This window comes from Streptomyces sp. JLBT605, assembly GCF_058215555.1.
In genome coordinates, this window is the sequence record NZ_CM177087.1 from 2,545,716 (window position 1) to 2,566,460 (window position 20,745).

17 protein-coding genes and 1 pseudogene are annotated in these 20,745 nt (G+C 73.7%); 5 read left to right on the forward strand and 13 right to left on the reverse strand.

The window, feature by feature from the left end; all coding sequences use genetic code 11:
* Window positions 1–63: 63 nt before the first annotated feature.
* On the reverse strand, window positions 64–1,266 hold the full coding sequence (locus tag AC4BDD_RS11350) for an alpha/beta fold hydrolase (RefSeq protein WP_490690881.1): 1,203 nt from the start codon (window positions 1,264–1,266) through the stop codon (window positions 64–66).
* An 88-nt stretch (window positions 1,267–1,354) separates the two neighbouring features.
* The gene (gene alr, locus AC4BDD_RS11355) at window positions 1,355–2,551 is read right to left on the reverse strand and encodes an alanine racemase (protein ID WP_490690882.1); all 1,197 of its coding nucleotides are present in this window, start codon (window positions 2,549–2,551) and stop codon (window positions 1,355–1,357) included.
* A 138-nt stretch (window positions 2,552–2,689) separates the two neighbouring features.
* Here alr and AC4BDD_RS11360 point away from each other — a divergent pair, with 138 nt between their 5' ends.
* Window positions 2,690–4,321 carry an NAD(P)H-hydrate dehydratase gene (locus AC4BDD_RS11360; RefSeq protein ID WP_490690883.1) on the forward strand — a complete coding sequence of 544 codons (1,632 nt, stop codon included), beginning with the start codon at window positions 2,690–2,692 and terminating at the stop codon, window positions 4,319–4,321.
* Window positions 4,322–4,599: 278 nt separating this feature from the next.
* On the opposite strand, the gene AC4BDD_RS11365 is transcribed toward AC4BDD_RS11360, so the two are convergent.
* Both AC4BDD_RS11365 and glmS read right to left on the reverse strand, forming a co-directional pair.
* Window positions 4,600–4,971 (reverse strand): holo-ACP synthase, encoded by a 372-nt coding sequence (locus AC4BDD_RS11365; protein WP_490690884.1) that lies wholly within the window; start codon window positions 4,969–4,971, stop codon window positions 4,600–4,602.
* Window positions 4,972–4,976: 5 nt separating this feature from the next.
* Window positions 4,977–6,824 carry a glutamine--fructose-6-phosphate transaminase (isomerizing) gene (gene glmS, locus AC4BDD_RS11370; protein ID WP_490690885.1) on the reverse strand — a complete coding sequence of 616 codons (1,848 nt, stop codon included), beginning with the start codon at window positions 6,822–6,824 and terminating at the stop codon, window positions 4,977–4,979.
* A gap of 117 nt (window positions 6,825–6,941) precedes the next feature.
* Between glmS and AC4BDD_RS11375 the strand changes: the two genes are divergently transcribed.
* A complete protein-coding gene (locus tag AC4BDD_RS11375) occupies window positions 6,942–7,769 on the forward strand; it encodes an SCO4651 family lipoprotein (protein WP_490690886.1) in 828 nt (275 codons plus the stop codon).
* A gap of 59 nt (window positions 7,770–7,828) precedes the next feature.
* On the opposite strand, the gene AC4BDD_RS11380 is transcribed toward AC4BDD_RS11375, so the two are convergent.
* Together AC4BDD_RS11380 and AC4BDD_RS11385 are read right to left on the reverse strand one after the other, a co-directional pair.
* On the reverse strand, window positions 7,829–8,656 hold the full coding sequence (locus AC4BDD_RS11380; RefSeq protein WP_490690887.1) for an ABC transporter permease: 828 nt from the start codon (window positions 8,654–8,656) through the stop codon (window positions 7,829–7,831).
* Window positions 8,653–9,765: an ATP-binding cassette domain-containing protein gene (locus AC4BDD_RS11385; RefSeq protein WP_490690888.1), complete on the reverse strand. Its 1,113-nt coding sequence runs from the start codon at window positions 9,763–9,765 to the stop codon at window positions 8,653–8,655. The genes AC4BDD_RS11380 and AC4BDD_RS11385 overlap by 4 nt, the downstream gene beginning before the upstream one ends.
* A 167-nt stretch (window positions 9,766–9,932) precedes the next feature.
* Between AC4BDD_RS11385 and coaA the strand changes: the two genes are divergently transcribed.
* Both coaA and AC4BDD_RS11395 read left to right on the forward strand, forming a co-directional pair.
* Window positions 9,933–10,922: a type I pantothenate kinase gene (gene coaA / locus AC4BDD_RS11390; RefSeq protein WP_490691745.1), complete on the forward strand. Its 990-nt coding sequence runs from the start codon at window positions 9,933–9,935 to the stop codon at window positions 10,920–10,922.
* A gap of 38 nt (window positions 10,923–10,960) precedes the next feature.
* Window positions 10,961–11,911 (forward strand): DUF389 domain-containing protein, encoded by a 951-nt coding sequence (locus tag AC4BDD_RS11395; protein ID WP_490690889.1) that lies wholly within the window; start codon window positions 10,961–10,963, stop codon window positions 11,909–11,911.
* Between the two features lie 202 nt (window positions 11,912–12,113).
* Here AC4BDD_RS11395 and glmM read toward each other — a convergent pair whose 3' ends face one another.
* The 5 genes and pseudogenes from glmM to AC4BDD_RS11420 form a co-directional block, all read right to left on the reverse strand.
* Window positions 12,114–13,472 carry a phosphoglucosamine mutase gene (gene glmM / locus AC4BDD_RS11400; protein WP_490690890.1) on the reverse strand — a complete coding sequence of 453 codons (1,359 nt, stop codon included), beginning with the start codon at window positions 13,470–13,472 and terminating at the stop codon, window positions 12,114–12,116.
* A 229-nt stretch (window positions 13,473–13,701) separates the two neighbouring features.
* Window positions 13,702–14,184 (reverse strand): 30S ribosomal protein S9, encoded by a 483-nt coding sequence (gene rpsI / locus AC4BDD_RS11405; RefSeq protein ID WP_490691746.1) that lies wholly within the window; start codon window positions 14,182–14,184, stop codon window positions 13,702–13,704.
* A gap of 68 nt (window positions 14,185–14,252) precedes the next feature.
* Complete coding sequence (gene rplM, locus AC4BDD_RS11410; RefSeq protein ID WP_490690891.1) at window positions 14,253–14,696, reverse strand: 50S ribosomal protein L13; 444 nt, start codon at window positions 14,694–14,696, stop codon at window positions 14,253–14,255.
* A gap of 310 nt (window positions 14,697–15,006) precedes the next feature.
* Window positions 15,007–15,292: pseudogene (locus tag AC4BDD_RS11415) on the reverse strand (hypothetical protein); the annotation flags it as partial.
* An 84-nt stretch (window positions 15,293–15,376) separates the two neighbouring features.
* Window positions 15,377–16,996: an ABC-F family ATP-binding cassette domain-containing protein gene (locus AC4BDD_RS11420; RefSeq protein WP_490690892.1), complete on the reverse strand. Its 1,620-nt coding sequence runs from the start codon at window positions 16,994–16,996 to the stop codon at window positions 15,377–15,379.
* 56 nt (window positions 16,997–17,052) lie between these two features.
* On the opposite strand from AC4BDD_RS11420, the gene AC4BDD_RS11425 reads away from it, so the two are divergent.
* On the forward strand, window positions 17,053–17,937 hold the full coding sequence (locus AC4BDD_RS11425; protein WP_490690893.1) for a hypothetical protein: 885 nt from the start codon (window positions 17,053–17,055) through the stop codon (window positions 17,935–17,937).
* A gap of 39 nt (window positions 17,938–17,976) precedes the next feature.
* Here the strand turns inward: AC4BDD_RS11425 and AC4BDD_RS11430 are convergent, their stop codons facing one another.
* Window positions 17,977–19,161, reverse strand: coding sequence for a serine hydrolase domain-containing protein (locus AC4BDD_RS11430; protein WP_490690894.1), 1,185 nt, complete (start codon window positions 19,159–19,161; stop codon window positions 17,977–17,979).
* 536 nt (window positions 19,162–19,697) lie between these two features.
* Window positions 19,698–20,681: a DUF6895 family protein gene (locus tag AC4BDD_RS11435; protein WP_490690895.1), complete on the reverse strand. Its 984-nt coding sequence runs from the start codon at window positions 20,679–20,681 to the stop codon at window positions 19,698–19,700.
* Between the last annotated feature and the right edge of the window lie 64 nt (window positions 20,682–20,745).

Sequence of the window (20,745 nt, forward strand, 5' to 3'; positions counted from 1 at the left end):
GCGGTACGGAAGGATTCGCTCAGGCCGCGGTGGTTCGCAGCGCGGCGGTGCGCGGGGATCCGCTCAGCCCGCGGCCGGGCCCGCGGGGGTCCGCATGGCCGCCAGGGCGGCGCCCGTGGCGGCGGTGGTGCCGGCTCCGGCGCGCTCCAGCAGTTCGGCCAGGTGTGCGTTGACCACCTCGGGGTGCTCCAGCATCACCAGGTGCCCGGAGCCCTCCACGATCACCAGCCGCGCGCCCGGCAGGGCCTCCGCGATGACCTCGCTGTGCTCGCTCGGCGTGATCAGGTCCTTCTCGCCCGCCAGCACCAGCACCGGCAGGCCGGCGAAGACCGGCAGCGCACCGGCCTTGTCGTGCTCCATGAACCCCGGGTAGAACTCGGCGACCACGTCGATCGGCGTCGCCTCTATCAGGCGCTCGGCGAAGCGGCCCACCGCCGGGTCGACGTCCCTGGACCCGAAGGAGTACCGCTTGATCAGTCCGGCGAAGAGATCGGCGGTGGCGCGGCGGCCGCGCTCGACCAGCTCGGTCTGCGAGCCCAGGGCGCGCAGCAGGCCGGGCAGCACCCGGCGGGCCGCCTTCACCCCGGCCGCCGGCAGCCCGAAGCTGACCTCGCTGAGCCGGCCAGCCGAGGTGCCGAGGAAGGCCGCGGCCGCCACCCGTTCGCGCACCAGCTCCGGGTACTGGTCGGCGAGCGCCATCATCGTCATGCCGCCCATCGAGTGACCGACCAGGACCAGCGGGCCCTCGGGCGCGGCGGCGTCGATGACGGCCTTCAGATCGCGGCCGAGCTGGTCGAAGCCGAGCGGAATGCCGTCGTCGAGCTGCGCCCGGCCGCGCTCGGAGCGGGCGTGGCTGCGCTGGTCCCAGTAGACGGCACGGACCACCCCGCGCAGCGCCGCGCGCTGGAAGTGCCAGCAGTCCTGGGCCAGGCAGTAGCCGTGGCTGAAGACGACCGTGACCGGGGCGGCCGGCCGTCCGCTCCGCAGCCGGGACGAGGCGGGCCGCGCCTCCTCGACCTCGTAGTACAGCTCGGTGCCGTCGTCGGCGAGCGCCGTCCCCGGAGTGCCGCGCAGGGTGCCGAAGGGGCCGGAGGCGTCCAGTTCCAGCCGCGCCTTGCGGCGCACCTCGCGGCCGACGGTGAGCCGCTCCAGGGCGACGCCGGCCGCCGCGCCGGCCGCGACCACGCCTATCGCGGCACCGGCCAGCCCGGCGCCCCGCCGCCAGCCGCCGCTGCCCGACGGCGTCCCGATCGTGGTCTCGCCCATGCTCAAGCCCCCGTGGTCGGTCGCTCGGTACCCGGCCTGGGCCGTGGTTCCCGTGCTCGGTCTCCCGGTCCCGGTCGCGTACGCCTGCTCACGTCTCGTCGGTGTCGTGCTCGGTGGTCTCACCCACGTAGACGCGCGGCACCCGGGTCCCGATCCGGGTGACGATCTCGTACGCGATGGTACCGACGGCGCGGGCCCAGTCCTCGGCCGTCGGCTCGCCCCGGTCGCCCGGTCCGAAGAGCACCGCCTGGTCGCCGGGGGCCGCGGTGTCGCCGCCGAGGTCCACGACGAACTGGTCCATCGCCACCCGCCCGGCCACCGTCCGCCACTTGCCCGCGACCAGCACCGGGCCGGTGCCCGAGGCGTGCCGCGGGATGCCGTCCGCGTAGCCGACCGGGATCAGGGCCAGGGTGGTCTCGCCGGGGGTGACGTAGTGGTGCCCGTAGGAGACCCCGTGGCCGCCGGGCACCTGCTTGACCAGGGCGAGGTCGGCGGTGAGCGTCATGACCGGCCGCAGCCCGAAGTCGGCCGGGGTGCCGATCTCGGGGCTCGGCGAGACCCCGTAGACGGCGATTCCGGCCCGGACCAGGTCGAAGTGGGACTCGGGGAGGGTCAGGGCCGCCGCGGAATTGGCGATGTGCCGGACCTCCGGATCGATGCCCTGCGCCTCGGCGTGTCCGACCAGCTCCCGGAAGGAGGTGAGCTGGGCCGCGATGGAGGGGTGACCGGGCTCGTCGGCGCAGGCGAAGTGCGACCACAGGCCGGTGACCCGGATCGTGCCCTCGTCCTCGGCGGCGCGGGCGGCGGCGACGAGTTCCGGCCAGTCGGCGGGCTGGCAGCCGTTGCGGCCGAGCCCGGTGTCCGCCTTGAGCTGCACCCGCGCGGTGCGGCCGGCGGCGCGCGCGGCGGCGATGGCCTCGTGCAGCGCCCACATACCGCTGACCGAGACGTCGATGTCCGCCTCGATCGCCTCCCGCCAGGGGCCACCGGGCGTCCACAGCCAGCACATCAGCCGCCCGCGGTCGCCCGCCGCGCGCAGCGCCAGCGCCTCCTCCGGGGTGGCGGTACCCAGCCAGCTCGCCCCGGCCGCGCGGGCGGCGCGGCTACACCGGATCGCGCCGTGGCCGTACGCGTCCGACTTGACCACGGCCATCAGCTCGGCCCGCGGCGCGCGGGCGCGCAGGGCGCGCACATTGGCCCGCAGCGCGCCCAGGTCGATCTCGGCGCGGGTGCGGGGCGGAAGCGCGGCGGAGGCGGAGGGCATACCTCCGGGGTTCGCAGTCATCCCCGCCAGTGTCTCAGGACGCGCCGGGCGACCGGTTCCCGGCACGGACACCACACCCGACGGCCGGCCGGTCCGCGGGCGCGGGCGCGGGCGCGGTTTTCCCGGGACAGCGGATGATCCGCCCGAGAGACTGGGCACATGAGGACTGCCTACCGTGTCGAGACCGTACGAGCCGCCGAGCGCGCGCTGATGGCCCAGCTGCCGGAGGGCGCGCTGATGCAGCGCGCCGCCGCCGGGCTGGCCGCCGCCTGCGCCGATCTGCTGCGCAAGGTGTACGGGGCGCGCGTCGCGCTCCTGGTGGGCAGCGGCGACAACGGCGGCGACGCGCTCTACGCGGGCGCCCGGCTGGCCCGCCGCGGCGCCGGGGTGACCGCGGTGCTGCTGGCCCCGGACCGCACCCACCAGGCCGCCCTGCGCGCCCTGCGCGCGGCAGGCGGCCGCGTCGTCCCCGCGCCGGGGCCGGACGCCGGACCCGGCGCAACGGCCGGGGCGGCCAGTGCAGACGTGCCCCCGGGGCCGGCCGGTGTCGGCCCGGCGGACGGTACGCGGACCGGCCCAGGAGCCGAGACCGGGACGGCCGGCGCGGGGGCCGGCGCCGGCACCGGGCCTGCCGGCGGAGGTGGTGCGGGCACCACCTCGAAGGTGGCGGACGCGGCGGTGGCGGCCGTCTCGGGGGCCGACCTGGTCATCGACGGGATCGTCGGCATCGGCGGCAAGGGCGGGCTGCGGCCGGACGCGGAGCACCTGGTCCGCGCGGTCCGGGGCATCCTCGTCGCCGTCGACCTGCCCAGCGGGGTGGACGCCGACACCGGTGAGCTGCACGGCGCCGCGGTGCCCGCCGACCTGACGGTCACCTTCGGCGCCTACAAGCCCGGCCTGCTCATCGACCCCGCGCACGAACGGGCCGGGTCGCTGCGCCTGGTCGACATCGGCCTCGATCCCTGGCTGCCCTCCGAGCCGGACCTCGTCGCCCTCCAGCACGCCGATGTGGCCGCCCTACTGCCCTACCCCTCGGCGGAGAGCGACAAGTACCGGCGAGGGGTCGTCGGGGTGGTGGCCGGTTCGGCGCGCTACCCGGGCGCGGCGGTGCTGGCCGTGGCGGGCGCGCTGCGCGGCGGCGCGGGTGCCGTCCGGTACGTGGGCCCGGCGGCGGACGCGGTCATCGCCCGCTTCCCGGAGACCCTGGTGCACAGCGGCCCGCCGCACAAGGCGGGGCGCGTGCAGGCCTGGGTCGTCGGACCCGGCCTCGGCGACGGCTGGGACGCTCGCCGGGACCTGGAGGACGTGCTCGCCTCCGAGGTCCCGGTACTGGTGGACGCGGACGGCCTGCGGCTGCTGCCGCACGACGCGGTGCGCAGTGCGCCGACGCTGCTCACCCCGCACGCCGGGGAGGCGGCCGCGCTGCTCGGCACCTCCCGCGAGGAGGTCGAGGGGAACCGGCTGCGGGCCGTCCGGGCGCTGGCCGAGCGGCATGCCGCCACCGTGCTGCTCAAGGGCTCCACCACGCTGATCGCCTCGGACACCGGTCCGGCGCGGGTCAACCCCACGGGCACCGGCTGGCTGGCCACGGCCGGCAGCGGCGATGTGCTGTCCGGCCTGACCGGGTCGCTGCTGGCGAGCGGCCTGTCCCCGCTGGACGCGGCGGCGGCCGGCGCGTATCTGCACGGCCTGGCCGCCCGCCGCGCCACCGGCCGGCTGGGCGCGCCGATCACCGCGTACGAGGTGGCGTCAGCCCTCCCCGACGCCTGGGCGGACATCACCACGGCCTGACACCCCAACGGCCCACCGGCTCCCGCCAGGTACCGGCCACCGGCCACCGGCACCGGCACCGGCACCGGCACCGGCACCGGCGGAGAGTCGCCCGACCGGCGGAAGGGGACGTGTCGGGGCGCTCCCCGCAGGACGGTGAACCAAACGGACGTTCACCTCTCGACGTAGCAGTCACGTTCACCGTCCGAGGAGACGCCCCGGCGCGGCCCCGACCCACCGCCGAGACACGCGCCCGCCCACCGGCCAGCGGCCGCCCGCCCAGGAGGCAGGCCCACACGTCACCCCTCCGCGATGACCACCGCCGAAGCGATCCCCGCGTCATGGCTGAGCGAGACATGCCAGCCGCGCACCCCCAGCTCCGCCGCACGCGCCGCGACCGTGCCGCGGACGGTGAGCCGCGGCTGCCCGCTGTCCTCGGTGACGACCTCGGCATCCGTCCAGCGCAGCCCGCTCGGCGCGCCCAAGGCCTTGGCCAGTGCCTCCTTGGCGGCGAAACGTGCCGCCAGGGAGGCGATGCCACGGCGCTCACCACTGGGCAGCAGCAGCTCGCGCTCGACGAAGAGGCGTTCGGCCATGCCCGGCGTGCGGGCCATGGCGTCCTCGAAACGGTCGATCTCGGCGACGTCGATGCCGACTCCGATGATGGCCAAGTCCGTCACTCCACCGTGACCGACTTGGCCAGGTTGCGCGGCTGGTCGACCTCGTTGCCGCGGGCGGTGGCCAGCTCGCAGGCGAAGACCTGGAGCGGGACCGTGGCCACCAGCGGCTGGAGGAGGGTCGGGGTGGGCGGGATCTCGATCAGGTGGTCGGCGTAGGGCGCGACCGTGGTGTCCCCGCGCTCGGCGATGACGATGGTGCGGGCACCCCGCGCCCGGATCTCCTGGATGTTGGAGACGATCTTGTCGTGCAGCACCGACCGGCCGCGCGGCGACGGCACCACGACGACCACCGGCAGGTCCTCCTCGATCAGCGCGATCGGCCCGTGCTTGAGCTCGCCCGCCGCGAAGCCCTCGGCGTGCATGTACGCCAGCTCCTTGAGCTTGAGCGCGCCCTCCAGCGCCACCGGGTAGCCGACGTGGCGGCCCAGGAAGAGCACGGTGTTCTTCTCCGCGAGGCTGCGCGCCAGCTCTCGTACCGGCTCCATGGTCTCCAGGACCTCGTCCACCTGGGTGCCGATCTCCGACAGTTCGCGGATGACCGCCTGGATCTCGTCGCCCCACTTGGTGCCGCGCACCTGGCCGAGGTAGAGGGCGACCAGGTAGCAGGCGACGAGCTGGGTGAGGAACGCCTTGGTGGAGGCGACGGCGACCTCGGGCCCGGCGTGCGTGTACAGCACCGCGTCCGACTCGCGGGGGATCGTGGAGCCGTTGGTGTTGCAGATGGCGAGCACCTTGGCGCCCTGCTCGCGGGCGTGCCGCAGCGCCATCAGGGTGTCCATGGTCTCGCCGGACTGGGAGATGGCCACGACCAGGGTGCGCGAGTCCAGGATCGGGTCCCGGTAGCGGAACTCGCTGGCCAGCTCGGTCTCACACGGGATGCGGGTCCAGTGCTCGATGGCGTACTTGGCGATCATGCCCGCGTGGTAGGCGGTACCGCAGGCCACGATGACGACCTTGTCGACCTCGCGCAGCACCGAGACCGGGATGCGGATCTCGTCCAGGCTCAGCGAGCCGCTCGCGTCGATGCGCCCCAGCAGCGTGTCGGCCACGGCCTTCGGCTGCTCGGCGATCTCCTTGAGCATGAAGTAGTCGTAGCCGCCCTTCTCGGCGGCGGAGGCGTCCCAGTCCACGTGGTACTCGCGGACCTCGGCCGGCGCGCCGTCGAAGTCGGTGACCGTCACCCCGTCCCGGCGCAGCTCGACCACCTGGTCCTGGCCCAGCTCGATCGCCTCACGGGTGTGCGCGATGAAGGCGGCGACGTCGGAGGCGAGGAACGACTCGTCCTCGCCGACCCCGACCACCAGCGGCGAGTTGCGGCGGGCTCCGACCACCACGTCGGGGGCGTCGGCGTGCACCGCGACCAGCGTGAACGCGCCCTCCAGCCGTCGGCAGACCTGCCGCATGGACTCGGCGAGATCGCCGCAGGAGGAGAAGGACTCGGCGAGCAGGTGCGCCACGACCTCGGTGTCCGTCTCGGACGCCAGCTCGTGCCCGCGGTCGGTCAGCTCGGCGCGCAGGGCGGCGAAGTTCTCGATGATGCCGTTGTGGACGACGGCGACGCGGCCGGAGTTGTCCAGGTGGGGGTGGGCGTTGGCATCGGTCGGGCCGCCGTGGGTGGCCCACCGGGTGTGGCCGATGCCGGTGCCGCCGGTGGGCAGCGGACGGGCGGCCAGCTCCTTCTCCAGGTTGCCGAGCTTGCCCGCCTTCTTGGCGGCGGCGAGCCCGCCGTCGGCGAGCACCGCGACACCGGCCGAGTCATACCCGCGGTATTCGAGCCGCTTGAGGCCGGCCAGGACGACGTCGAGGGCGGACTGCCCTCCCACATAACCAACGATTCCGCACATGGACGCAGCGTACGGCCCACGCGGTCGGGGGTGGACCACCGCCCGTGTGCGATTGGTGGGTGCATAATGCGCGCGAGCGGCCCGGGGCCGCTTCCGACTCGTATCCCTGGGGGACATGTGAGCCGCTCCACCGTCACCGCGACCACCAGCGCCCTTCTCATAGCCGCCGTGCTGGCGGCGGGCACGGCCTGCTCGTCCGAGTCGGACGGGGGCGGGCCCGACCAGGCGAAAGAGCCCAAGGAGCCGGTCATCAAGGTGCCCGACACGCCGGTGGCCAGGGCCGTCGCCACGATGGGGAAGACCACCGCGCGCATCGACGAGAAGATCGAGATCACGGCCCGTGGCAGCGGGGTCGCCATCTCCATCGCCGGCGCCTTCGACTTCGCCGGGGACCAGGGCAAGCTCTCGGCGGACCTGCCCGACCACACGCCCGACCACATGGACGAGCTCTTCGCCGGCGGCAAGGTCTACCTCCGGCCGCTGGGCAACACCGACAAGAAGAAGTGGGCGGTCATCGACCGCGACAAGGCCCGGGCCCACCTGATGCTGCGGTCGCCCGTCAACGACCCCGAGCACCTGCTGCGCCAGATATCTACCATGCGGAAGATGACGAAGAAGGGCACCGAGCGGATCGGCACCACGACCGCCACGCACTACCGCGGGACGCTCGACCACGCCACGCTGTCGATGCGCCTGGACCCGGAGATCCGCAGGGCGCTGGACGCGATCCGCCAGAAGCGCGGATCCGACCTGCCGGTCGACGCCGACGCCTGGGTGGACGCCGACGGCAGGCTCGCCAGGGCCGTCATCTCCTGGCAGCAGGGCGAGACCACCGGGAAGATCACCGTGAACTTCTCCCGGTTCGGGGCCCCGGTGAAGGTCGCGGCACCGCCGAAGTCGGAGACGGCGCCGGTGGAGAACCCGCAGGGCACCCTGCCGGGCTGAGCCCGGTCCGGTCGGCGGTGGGTCGGTGCCGCGCCGGGCACGGCACGCCCGGCTCGGTGTCACAGGCGCGCCCGGTACGCCCGCATGGCCAGCGGGAAGAAGACCAGGGCTATCCCGGCCGCCCAGACCAGTGACCACGCCACCGGACCGGCCAGCTTCCCGCCGGTCAGCAGCGCGCGGAACGCGTCCGACAGATGCGTCACCGGATTGACCTCGACCCAGCTCCGCAGCCACCCCGGCATGGTCTCCACCCGGGCGAACGCGCTGCTGGTGAAGGTGATCGGGAAGATCAGCGTGAAGGCGAACACCTGCACCTTCTCCGCGTCACCGGCCAGCATGCCGATGAGCACCGCGGTCCAGGACATGGCCGCCGCGAAGGTGAGGAGCAGCAGCGCGGCCAGCAGCAGCCCGGCCGGGCCCTGATGGATCCGGAACCCCAGCAGCGAGCCGAGGCCGATCATCAGCAGCATCGCCCACAGCTGCTTGCACAGGTCCGCGGCGATCCGGCCGAGCAGCGGCGCGGACCGGGCGATGGGCAGGCTGCGCAATCGGTCGAAGACGCCCTTGGTGATGTCGGTGTTGAGCGACATGGCCGTATACATGCTCATGAACAGGGTGTTCTGCACGATGATGCCGGCCAGCGCGTACTGCAGATACGCCTCGGGCGAGCCGGCCATCTGACCGCCGAAGACGAAGGCGAAGAGGCCGACGAACATGATCGGCGTGATGCTGTAGTCGACCAGCTCCAGCGGATTGTGTTTGACCGAGACCAGGCTGCGCCAGGCCAGGGTGGCGGTCTGCCGCAGCGCCGCCAGCGGGCGCACCCGCCCGGCCGCGCCTCTCCCGCTGCCGCCGCCGACGGGCACGGTGGCCGTCACCGCGGTCATGAGGTGCTCCGGACCGCGTCGTGCGGAGCTTCCTCGGCGGCGGCCTCCCGCTCGCCGTCACCCCCGCTGCCTGCGGCCCCGCCGCTGTCGCCCCCGCCGCCTGCGGTCCCGCCGCCTGCGCCCTGGCCGCCGCCTGCGCCCTCGCTGCCTGCGCCCTGGCCGCCGGGAGCGCCGTCCGGCTCGGCCCGGTGGCCGGTGAGCACCAGGAACACCTCGTCCAGGGAGGAGCGGCGCAGCGCGAACTCCCCGACCACCACCCCCGCCTGCTCCAGCCGCCGCACCACCGTGGGCATCACCGACGGGTCGCTGACCGGGGCGGTGACGACCTCCCCCTCGATCCGGGTCTTGGGGCCGGCGACCGCCGCCAGTGCGGCATGGGCGGCGGCCAGTCCCGCCGGGTCCACCGGGCGCACTTCCAGCACCTGCCCGCCGACTCGCGCCTTGAGCTGGTCCGGGGTGCCTTCGGCGATCACCCGGCCCTTGTCGATCACCACGATGTCGTCGGCGAGCTGATCCGCCTCGTTCAGATACTGGGTGGTCAGCAGCGCCGTCACCCCCTCGGCGACCAGCCCGCGCAGCATGTCCCACAGCTCGCCGCGGCTGTGCGGGTCCAGGCCGGTGGTCGGCTCGTCGAGGAAGAGGATCCGGGGCCGGCCGACGAGGCTCGCCGCCAGGTCCAGGCGGCGCCGCATGCCGCCGGAGAAGGTCTTGGCCGCCCGGCCCCCGGCGTCGCTGAGCTGGAACCGCTCCAGCAGCTCGGCGGCCCGGGCCCGGGCCGACCGCCGGTCCATGCCCAGCAGGCGGCCGATCATCAGGAGGTTCTCCGTGCCGGTGAGCATCTCGTCCACGGCCGCGTACTGGCCGGTGAGTCCGACCATGGCACGGACCCGGCCCGCCTCACGCACCACGTCGTACCCGCCGACCAGCGCCCGGCCGGCGTCCGGCCGCAGCAGGGTGGCGAAGATCCTCACCGCCGTCGTCTTGCCCGCGCCGTTGGGGCCGAGCAGGCCGAGCACGGTGCCGGTCCGCGCGGCCAGGTCCACCCCCGCCAGGGCCTCGGTCTCCTTGAAGCGTTTGACCAGACCCTCCGCCTGGATCGCGTACGTCATGGGAAATCACCCGCGTCGCCGTCACCCGTTCGCACCTCTCCACTGTGACCCATGCCACTGAGATCGCGCGCGGCGTCAGCGGGACGTCGGGCGCGAGGTCAGCGGGGCGCGGGCGTGACCGACCCCACGCTCCGGCTCGCCCACCGAGCCGTGACAATGAATCTGTGATCACGTCCACCGCGCGCGTCCCGCAGCGCCGCCCCGCCGAGTCGAGTCCCTATGTGGACCTGTCCCGCGCCGAGTGGAGCGCACTGCGCGAGAAGACCCCGCTGCCGCTGACCGCCGAGGAGGTGGAGCGGCTGCGCGGCCTCGGCGACGTCATCGACCTCGACGAGGTGCGGGAGGTCTATCTGCCGCTGTCCCGGCTGCTCAACCTCTACGTCGCCGCCACCGGCAATCTGCGCGGCGCGCTCAACACCTTCCTCGGCGACACCAAGAAGGGGAACGGCGCGCAGCCCGGCACCCCCTTCGTCATAGGCGTGGCGGGCAGTGTCGCGGTGGGCAAGTCCACCACCGCCCGGCTGCTCCAGGCGCTGCTGGCCCGCTGGCCCGAGCACCCGCGGGTGGAGCTGATCACCACCGACGGCTTCCTGCTGCCCAACGCCGAGCTGAACCGCCGCGGCCTGATGTCCCGCAAGGGCTTCCCCGAGTCCTACGACCGCCGGGCGCTGACCCGCTTCGTGGCGGATGTGAAGGCGGGCAAGGAGGAGGTGTCGGCCCCGGTCTACTCGCACCTGATCTACGACATCGTGCCGGGCGAGCGGAAGACGGTGCGCCGGCCCGACATCCTGATCGTCGAGGGGCTGAACGTGCTGCAGCCGGCGCTGCCCGGCACCGATGGCCGTACCCGCGTCGGCCTCGCCGACTTCTTCGACTTCAGCGTGTACGTGGACGCGCGCACCGAGGACATCGAACGGTGGTACCTGGGCCGCTTCCGCAAGCTGCGGGAGACGGCGTTCCAGAACCCGTTCTCGTACTTCCGCAAGTACACCCAGGTCTCCGAGGACGAGGCGCTGGACTACGCGCGGATGATCTGGCGCACCGTCAACCGGCCCAATCTGGAGGAGAACGTGGCACCCACCCGCGGCCGGGCCACCCTGGTGCTGCGCAAGGGACCGGACCACAAGGTGCAGCGGCTGAGCCTGCGCAAGTTGTAGGGCCGCCCGTCGGGGCGGCCCCCGCTAGGGTGCGGCCCATGCTGCATCTGAGGCTGATCACGCCCACCGACCGCACCGACGAAGTGGTCCGCATCCTGGAACACACGGTCGGCACCACGCACCTGGTCGTGCTGTCCGACGCCGCGCGCAACCCGCGGGGCGACGTCGTGATGTGCGATGTCGCGCGGGAGGCCGGTGACATGGCGCTGAGGCGGCTGCGGGAGGTCGGCGTCCACAAGGTGGGGTCCATCGCGGTCGAGAACATCGACCTGTCGCTCTCCCAGCGCGCCGAGAAGGCGGAGGAGGAGACGCCGGGCGAGGCCGCGGACGCGGTGCTGTGGGAGCAGCTGGCGGACGCGACCCATGAGGAGTCCACGCTCACCATCAGCTATGTCGCGTTCATGGTCGTCGCGACGATGCTGGCCGCCTGCGGGGTGATGCTCGACAACGCGATCCTGATCGTGGGAGCGATGGCGGTGGGACCGGAGTTTGGTCCGCTGGCGGGGATCTCCACCGCCTTGGTGCAGCGCTCCGGGCACCGGGCGCTGCGGTCGACGATCGCGCTGATCATCGGCTTCGCGGTGGCGATGGTACTCACCGCCGTCTTCAGCCGCTGCCTGGACCTCTTCGGGCTCTTCGAGAAGTCGATGGTGGAGGGGGAACGCCCGAACACCGCCTTCATCTGGCAGCCGGACTGGATGTCCTTCGTGGTGGCGTTCCTGGCGGGCATCGCCGGGACGCTCTCGCTGACGTCCGCCAAGTCCGGAGCGCTGATCGGGGTGGCGATCTCGGTGACCACCGTCCCGGCGGCGGCCAACGCGGCGGTGGCGTTCAGCTACGGGGACTACGAGCAGACCGCGGGTTCGGCCGGCCAGCTGGTGGCGAACCTCGGTGGCATCGTGGTGGCGGGCGCGCTCACGCTGCTCGCCCAGAAGGCTCTCTGGGCGACGCAGCGCAAGCGTCTGGCGCAGTTCCTGCCGAGGGGCTGACCGGCCGCCGGGCGGCGACTTCTTCGCCGACCCGCCGCGCGCGGCTCCGGCCGGGCGGGCCGGCCGGGCACGGCCTCTGGCAGCACGGCGGGCATGGCAGGCATGGCCTTCGGGCGGGCCCGGCGGGATGGCCTTCGCATGGCCTTCGGGCGGGCACGGCGGGCCGGCCGGGCACGGTCGCCCCGGCCGGCACGGCGCGGGCTCAGCCGAGCGCGGACTTCACCACGTCGGCCAGTCGCCCGGCCACCGAGCGGGCCTGGTCCAGATCGGCGGCCTCGACCATCACACGCACCAGCGGCTCGGTGCCGGACGGGCGCAGCAGCACCCGGCCGGTGGAGCCCAGCTCGCGCTCCGCCTCGGCGACCGCCGCCCGCAGCTCGGCGCTGGTACCGACCTTCGACTTGTCGACGTCCGGCACGTTGACCAGCACCTGCGGCAGCCGCTCCATAGCGGCGGCCAGCTCGGCCAGGGAGCGGCCGGTGGCGGCCACCCGCGCCGCCAGCAGCAGGCCGGTCAGCGTGCCGTCGCCGGTGGTGGCGTGGTCCAGGACGATGACGTGCCCGGACTGCTCGCCGCCCAGGGCGTAGCCGTGCGCCTTCATCTCCTCCAGCACATAGCGGTCGCCGACCGCCGTCTGGACCAGCTCCACGCCCTCGCGCTCCATGGCGAGCTTGAAGCCGAGGTTGGACATCACGGTGCCGACCACGGTGTTCCCGCGCAGGCCCCCGGCCTCGCGCAGCGCCAGGGCCAGCACGGCCAGGATCTGGTCGCCGTCGACCTCCTGGCCGGACGCGTCCACGGCCAGGCAGCGGTCGGCGTCGCCGTCGTGCGCGACGCCCAGGTCCGCGCCGTGCTCGACCACCGCGGCGCGCAGCTTGGTCAGGTGGGTGGAGCCGCAGCCGTCGTTGATGTTGAGGCCGTCGGGTTCGGTGCCGATGGTGATGACCTCGGCGCCGGCCCGGGCGAACGCCTCCGGGGAGACGCGGGCGGCGGCACCGTGCGCCCCGTCGATGACGACCTTGAGGCCGTCCAGGCGGTTGGGCAGGACGCCGATGAGGTGGGCGACGTAGTTGTCGAAGCCCTCGTCGTAGTTGCGCACGCGGCCCACGCCGGCGCCGGTCGGCCGGTCCCAGGGCTCGCCGGAGGCGTGCCCGCGGTAGGTGTCCTCGATCCGGTCCTCCAGCTCGTCGGCGAGCTTGTGACCGCCGCGGGCGAAGAACTTGATGCCGTTGTCCGGCATCGGGTTGTGGCTGGCGGAGAGCATCACGCCGAGGTCGGCGCCGAGCGCGCCGGTCAGATAGGCCACGGCGGGGGTCGGCAGCACGCCCACCCGCAGCACGTCGACGCCCGCGCTGGCGAGCCCCGCCACCACGGCGGCTTCCAGGAACTCCCCGGACGCACGCGGATCCCGGCCGACCACCGCGACCGGCCGATGGCCCTCGAACGAGCCGGCCTCGGCGAGCACATGCGCCGCCGCGACCGACAGGCCGAGTGCCAGCTCCGCTGTCAGATCGGCGTTGGCGACACCGCGCACGCCGTCCGTACCGAAGAGTCGTCCCACTGCTGTCCTCCGAGTTGCGCGGGGGTATCGGTTGGCCCCCCGGGAGAAAGGTGTCGTACCGGGAACCAGGGTCTTACGCACGGGTGTACGGCGCCTGGTCCCGATAGCCGAACGCCCCGGCAGCACGGATAGTGCCGCCGGGGCGTCGGCGTGGCGCTGGACCCTCCCCCATCCTGCCCGAGGCGAGCCAGGAGCAGGGGGAAGAGGCCGCGATCGCAGCGAGGCGCGATTAGCGCTTGCTGTACTGCGGCGCCTTGCGGGCCTTCTTCAGACCGGCCTTCTTACGCTCGGTGGCGCGGTCGTCGCGGGTCAGGAAGCCGGCCTTCTTGAGCGGGCCGCGGTTGTTGTCCACGTCCGCCTCGTTCAGCGCGCGGGCGATGCCCAGGCGCAGGGCGCCGGCCTGGCCGGAGACGCCGCCACCCGCGATGCGGGCGATGACGTCGTAGCGGTCGTCGAGCTCCAGAACCTTGAAGGGCTCGTTGACTTCCTGCTGGTGCACCTTGTTGGGGAAGTACTCCTCAAGGGTGCGACCGTTGATCTTCCACTGGCCGCTGCCCGGCACGATGCGGACACGGGCCACGGCGTTCTTCCGGCGGCCGGTACCGGCGGCCGGCTGCGGCTCGCCGAAGCGGGACGCCAGCGACTCGCTGGAGTACTCGGTCGCCTCGGACTCGAAGGTGTGGTCGCCCTCGTACTCCTCGATCGCGTCGATCGGGGTCTCGGCGGTGGTCTCAGCCACGATTCTCCTCAGATATCTCTCGTCTTAGGGGGTGGCCGGGACTACTGCGCGACCTGGGTGATCTCGAACGGGACCGGCTGCTGAGCACCGTGCGGGTGCTCGGAGCCTCGGTAGACCTTCAGCTTCGAGAGCATCTGACGGCCCAGGGTGTTCTTGGGGAGCATGCCCTTGACGGCCTTCTCGACGGCCTTCTCGGGGTTGTTGGCAAGCAGGTCGTCGTAGCGGACGGACCGCAGACCACCCGGGAAGCCGGAGTGGCGGTAGGCCAGCTTCTGGGTCCGCTTGTTGCCGGAGAGGTGCACCTTGTCGGCGTTGATGATGATGACGAAGTCACCAGTGTCGACGTGAGGCGCGTACATGGGCTTGTGCTTGCCCCTCAGGAGGGACGCGGCCGTCGAGGCCAGACGGCCCAGGACGACGTCCTGCGCGTCGATGACGTGCCACTGGCGCTGGACATCGCCGGGCTTGGGGCTGTACGTACGCACGGTCGTAGCCTTCGCTTCTTCAGTGAGGATGGTCCTGACAAGGCCACCCGGACGATCACGACAGCCTTGGCGGCACGCGGGGACGCAACCCGATTACCGACCGCTGGTCATCGGCCCGGTGGACCGGCGTAACGGCCTCTCACGTGAGAACGAGCAAGCCAATACGCATAACGAACTGGCAGAATACCGGTCCGCCCCCACGGGGGTCAAAACGACCCCCGAACGCCCGTGCCCACCGGGCGGCGGCACGGCGTGGCGCGCACCCGCCGCGGGCGCTCCAGCGCCCCGCGAGCACACGCGCCACCGACGCCTACCGCCGCCGGGCCACCCGGGACTCGTCCCAGACCGGCTCCGGGGTCTCGCGCACCCGACCGTCCGCGCCGAAGACCAGGAAACGGTCGAAGGAACGCGCGAACCAGCGGTCGTGGGTGACGGCCAGCACCGTCCCCTCGTACGCCTCCAAACCCTCCTGGTGGGGGCACCTCCCGGACGAAGTCCGGGGGAGGCTCCGCCGACTCCAGGTCCAGGTTGTCCGTCGGCTCGTCCAGCAGCAGGGCCGTCGTCCCCGCCAGCTCCAGCAGCAGGATCTGACCCCTCCTTCTGGGGGACACCCCCAGACCCCCGTGGGCCTGCCGGCCACACCCCGGCCACCGGCCACCCGGCTCAGCCCAGCGCCGGCGTCACCGCTTGCGGGCCACCCGGGACTCGTCCCAGACCGGCTCCGGGGTCTCGCGGACCCGGCCGTCCGCGCCGAAGACCAGAAAACGGTCGAAGGAACGCGCGAACCAGCGGTCGTGGGTGACGGCCAGCACCGTCCCCTCGTACGCCTCCAAACCCTCCTGAAGCGCCTCCGCCGACTCCAGGTCCAGGTTGTCCGTCGGCTCGTCCAGCAGCAGGGCCGTCGTCCCGGCCAGCTCCAGCAGCAGGATCTGGAAGCGGGCCTGCTGGCCGCCGGAGAGCTTCTCGAAGGGCTGGTCGCCCTGGCGCTCCAGCTCGTACCGGCGCAGCGCGCTCATCGCCTTGCCCCGGTCGCGCGCGTGCTCCGTCCACAGGATGTCGACCAGCGTGCGGCCGAGCAGCTCGGGGTGGGCGTGGGTCTGGGCGAAGTGGCCGGGGACGACGCGGGCGCCCAGTCTCCACTCGCCGGAGTGCGCGACCTCCTCGCCCGCCAGCAGCCGCAGGAAGTGGGACTTGCCCGAGCCGTTGGAGCCGAGCACCGCGACCCGCTCGCCGTAGAAGACCTCCAGGTCGAAGGGGCGCATCAGCCCGGTCAGCTCCAGGCCCGCGCAGGTCAGGGCGCGGACCCCGGTACGGCCGCCGTGCAGCCGCATGGTGATCTCCTGCTTGCGCGGCGGCTCCGGCGGCGGGCCGATCTCCTCGAACTTCCGCAGCCGGGTCTTGGCCGCCTGGTAGCGGGAGGCCATCTCGTCGCTGCGCGCGGCGTACTGCCGCATGTCCAGCACCAGCCGCTTGAGCTGCGCGTGCTTCTCGTCCCAGCGCCGCCGCAGCTCCTCGAAGCGCTCGAAGCGCTCCGCCCGCGCCTGGTGGTACGTACCGAAGCCACCGCCGTGGACCCACACGTCCGAGCCCGCCGGGCCGGGCTCCACGCTGACGATCTTCTCCGCCGCCCGGGAGAGCAGCTCCCGGTCGTGGGAGACGAACAGGACGGTCTTGCGGGTCTCCTTCAGCCGCTCCTCCAGCCACCGCTTGCCGGGGACGTCGAGATAGTTGTCCGGCTCGTCCAGCAGCAGCACCTCGTCCGGGCCGCGCAGCAGCGCCTCCAGCACCAGCCGCTTCTGCTCGCCGCCGCTGAGCGTGCGGACCTGCCGCCACTGGGCCTTCTCGTAGGGGACCCCCAGCGCGGCCGTGGTGCAGATGTCCCACAGCGTCTCGGCCTCGTAGCCGCGCGCCTCGGCCCAGTCGCTGAGCGCCTGCGCGTACGCCATCTGCGCGGCCTCGTCGTCGGTGGTCATGATCGCCAGTTCGGCGGCGTCGACCGCGGCCGCGGCCTCGCGCAGCCGCCGCTGCGACACCGAGACCAGCAGGTCGCGCACGGTGCGCTCGTCCCTGACCGAGCCCACGAACTGCGGCATCACGCCCAGACCGCCGCTGACCGTGACCGTCCCGCCGTGCGGCTGGATCTCCCCCGCGATCAGCCGCAGCAGGGTCGTCTTGCCCGCTCCGTTCGCCCCGACCAGCGCGACCGAGGCGCCTTCTCCGACTCTGAACGACACGTCCCCCAGCAGCACCCGGCCGTCCGGCAGGTAGTACTCCAGGTGCGCTGCCTCCACATGACCCATGACGCCGGATTCTCCCGGGCTCCTGGGCCGGGGCCAACCGGTTTAAGATGCGCGCCATGAGCTTTGGGCAAGGGGGGCCTCAGGGGCCTGGGGGACCGCACGGGCCCTGGGGGTCCGGGCCCGGGGGGCAGCAGTCGCAGACGCCCGACTGGGCGGCGATGGCCGATGACACCGAGCGGCGCGGCCGCCGCCGCAAGTGGCTGCTGATCGGCGGCGGCGTGCTGGCGGCCGGCGCCGTGGCCGCCATCGTGGCCACGGCCGTGGTCAGCAGCAGCGACAAGGACGACCCGAAGGCGTCCGAGACGGCGAGCCGCCTGCCCGCGCCGGAGAAGCTGCCGAGCGAGTCGCCGACGCCGGAGCCGACCTTCTCCGATGTCGCGCCGCCGCCCCCGCCGGACCCGGTCGACATCCTCTCCAGCAAGAAGAAGGACACCGCGCCGATCAGCGTCCGCACCCTCTTCCCGGAGGCGAAGGCGGTCGCCGACGGCAAGCGCTCGTACGCCAAGGGCCCCACCAGCGCCACCAAGAACTGCGCCGCGGCGGCGCACGGGAAGCTCGTCCCCGTCCTGACCAGGAACGGCTGCCGGCAGATGTTCCGCGCCACCTTCACCAAGGACGGGGTCGCGGTCACCGTCGGCATCGCCGTCTTCGACAGCAAGGCGGCTGCCGAGAAGGCCAAGGCGCAGGCCAAGCCGAACGTCACCTCGCTCTTCGGCGGCAAGGTGCCCGCCTTCTGCCGCGGCCCCTTCTGCAGCACCAGCGCCAACGCGCTCGGCCGGTACGCCTACTTCACCATCTCCGGCTACACCTCCGGCAAGGCCGTCACCAAGGAGGACACCAAGGCGGTGCGGGCCGGCCGGGACATCTCCGACTACGCCTTCAGCCGCATCCTGGCGCGCGGCAACGCACAGGCGTCCGCGGCCGCCGCAGCGAGCGGCTGACCGCGGACGCCCGCGTCTGAGCCCCCGGACCCGTGGGGCTCAGTCCAGGGCCGGCACGCTGCCTTCCACGGCGGCGGCCAGCTCCCGGAAGCTGAGATAGGAGCGCTGGATGAAGGCGCCGTCGAGGGACGGCGAGGTGTTCGCCAGCGCGGCGAACGCCACCCGGCGCTGCGGGCTGAAACCGACGAACGAGGTGCAGCCCCGGGTGCCACCGGAGTGGAAGTACAGCTGGTGACCGGGCCTGCGCCGGGCGTTCCAGACCAGGCAGATCAGGTCGCCGCCGGAGCGCACGGCAAGCCGGGGCGCGGCCACGTCGGCGAGCGCGGCACCCAGTGGCCCGGGCTCCGGAAGCGGCTCCGGAAGGGAATACGGAGGCCGCTCCGCGACCGCCGGTACGAGCTCCGGCACGGCCCCCGGCATCACGGCGTCCGGCACCCCGGCCCCCGGCATCCCGGCGTCCGGTACGGGCTGCCACGGCACGGACTCCTCCGGTACGGGCTCCCGCGGTACGGGCCGGGCCGGGGAGTGCGGGCCCGGCCCGGCCTCCGCGGGCAGGGCCGCGAGGTGAGCCTCCAGGTAGCGCAGCAGGTCATGGGCGCTGGAGCGGAGCGCACCGGCCGCGGGCAGCCCGGGCATGCGCCAGCCGGGGCGGGGGCGACCGTGCCAGTAGCCGGTGGCCCGGTGCTCGTCGTCCTCGCAGCCGGTGTCGGCCAGGTCCAGTGGGGCCAGCACCCGGGTGGCGAGCAGTTCCTCGTAGGCCATGCCGGCGGCGCGGGCGAGCAGCAGCCCGAGCAGCGCCACGCCGAAGTTGGAGTAGCGCACCCGGGTGCCCGGGGCCGGGTGCGGCCGGGCGCGGGTGAGGGCCGGCAGCAGTTCCTCGGCGGAGAAGCTCGCGTAGGGGTTGGTGAACCAGCGGGGGGCGGCGCGGCGCAGGATGCCCGGGGGCAGCCCGGGCAGGCCGGAGGTGTGGGTGGCCAGGTGCAGCAGGGTGATGCCCTCGCCCCCGCGGGGAGTGACACCGCGCGGCAGGTAGCGGCTGATGGGGTCGGTGTGGCGGACTTCGCCCCGGCTCACCATGTCGGCCAGCAGCAGCGCGGTGAAGGTCTTGGTGATCGAGCCGACCTCGAAGCGGGTGTGCGGGTCGGCGGCCCGGCCGCCGCCGTGCGCGGTGGTGCCGGCGACGGCCAGCACCCGGCGGCCGCCGTGCCGGGCCGCGACCGCCACGGTGCTCGCCCCGGGGGCGGCCTCCAGCAGCGGGGCGAGCAGCCGCGCCCCGGCACCGTCGCCGGCCGCGTGCGCCGCGTCGCCGAGGAGCTGACCATGCGCCCGCCCGGCGCCGGTTCCCGCCCCACCGCCGAAGCCGAGGCCGGCGCCGCGACGCGTCGCCGTACCGCGCTTCGCCGCACCTGCGTGACCGCGCCGGATGCCGCCGGGGCCGCGCCGGGCGCCGCGCCCCGACCGCCTGCCCGCCTCGGCGCACGCACCGGGCTCCGGGCGGGGCTCGGGTTCGGCGGGCTCCGGACCGGCGCCAGGCTGAGTCCCCGCGACCCCGCGCCGAGCGCCGCTGTCGGACGCCGCGAGACCCGGCCGGACACCGGGCCCCCTGCCAGGCTCAGCACCGCGCCCGGGGCCGGGCTCAGCGCCGCATCCGGCCTCGAACCTGGCGCCGGGCTCGCGTGGCGGCGCGGGCTCGCGTGGCGGCCGGGGCTCCGGGCGCCCGGCGTCAGGCCGCGAGCCGGGGCGGCCCTGCGGGGGGCGGCTCATGCGGGGCCGCCGGACGCCGCCGTCGCACCGCCGGACGCCGCACCGCCCGCCGTCGCGGCGCCCGTCCCCGCCGACCGGGCCAGGGCGCGGGAGAGCGCGATGGTCCCGAGGATGGCCGCGACCACAGCGGTGTGCTGGTGCTCGGTGAACCGTTCTTGCGGATCGTCGGACACCGGGTCGCCGTCCCGGGGCAGCAGCCCGTCCTCGTGTTGGACGGAGGCGAGCAGCTCCCAGTTGGCCGGCTCGCAGACCGGCTCCGGCAGGCAGCAGTCGACGATCATCAGCTCGGCGACCAGGTCCCACTGGGCGACCTCCCTCCAGATGTCGATCCAGACCGGCAGCCAGGTCGTCAGATACCGGGCGATGTCGGCGGGCAGCCCCTCGGGGCTGGCGCCCCAGTCGGTGAGGTGGAAGACCGTGTGCGTCATGGAGTAGGCGGTCATCCAGTCGATGGCCCAGGGCTCCGGGGTGGCGCCCAGCCAGGTGGTCCGGGTGAGCCGGTCCCAGTCGACGTCGTAGCGGATACCGGCCACCCGGGCGGCGTTGGCGACGGCCAGCTTCCGGTTGGGCATGTGTTCGACGACGCGGACGGAGCGCAGACCCGCGTTGTGCCGCAGCAGCCGGTCCATGCCCTCGTGACGGTAGCCGGAGCGCGCGAAGTGGGCGTACGTCTCCAGCGGGTCCGTCATCAGCAGATGGCGCAGCTGGCGTTCGTACAGCATGTCGCCCTCGCGGAACTGGGCCCAGCTGAAGTCCAGCAGCTCCCGCGCGGCCTGGGTCTCGGCGCTGCCGGCGGCCGACTCCCGCAGCACCAGCGAGCCGGCCAGCGCGGTCTCCCCGAGCGGCTTGTAGACGCTGTCGGGGTCACCGAGGTCGGCGGTGGTATCCGGCGGCAGCGCGCCGAACTCGCGGTGCGCGTGCAGCCAACCGAGCGCTCCGGCGGCGATCTGGTGGGCGATGGCGGTGACGGGCGCCGTCATGCGTTCTCCCTCTCCCTCATCCCGTGGTCCTCCGGTGCTCCCTCGTCCAGCTCATCCGGCTCAT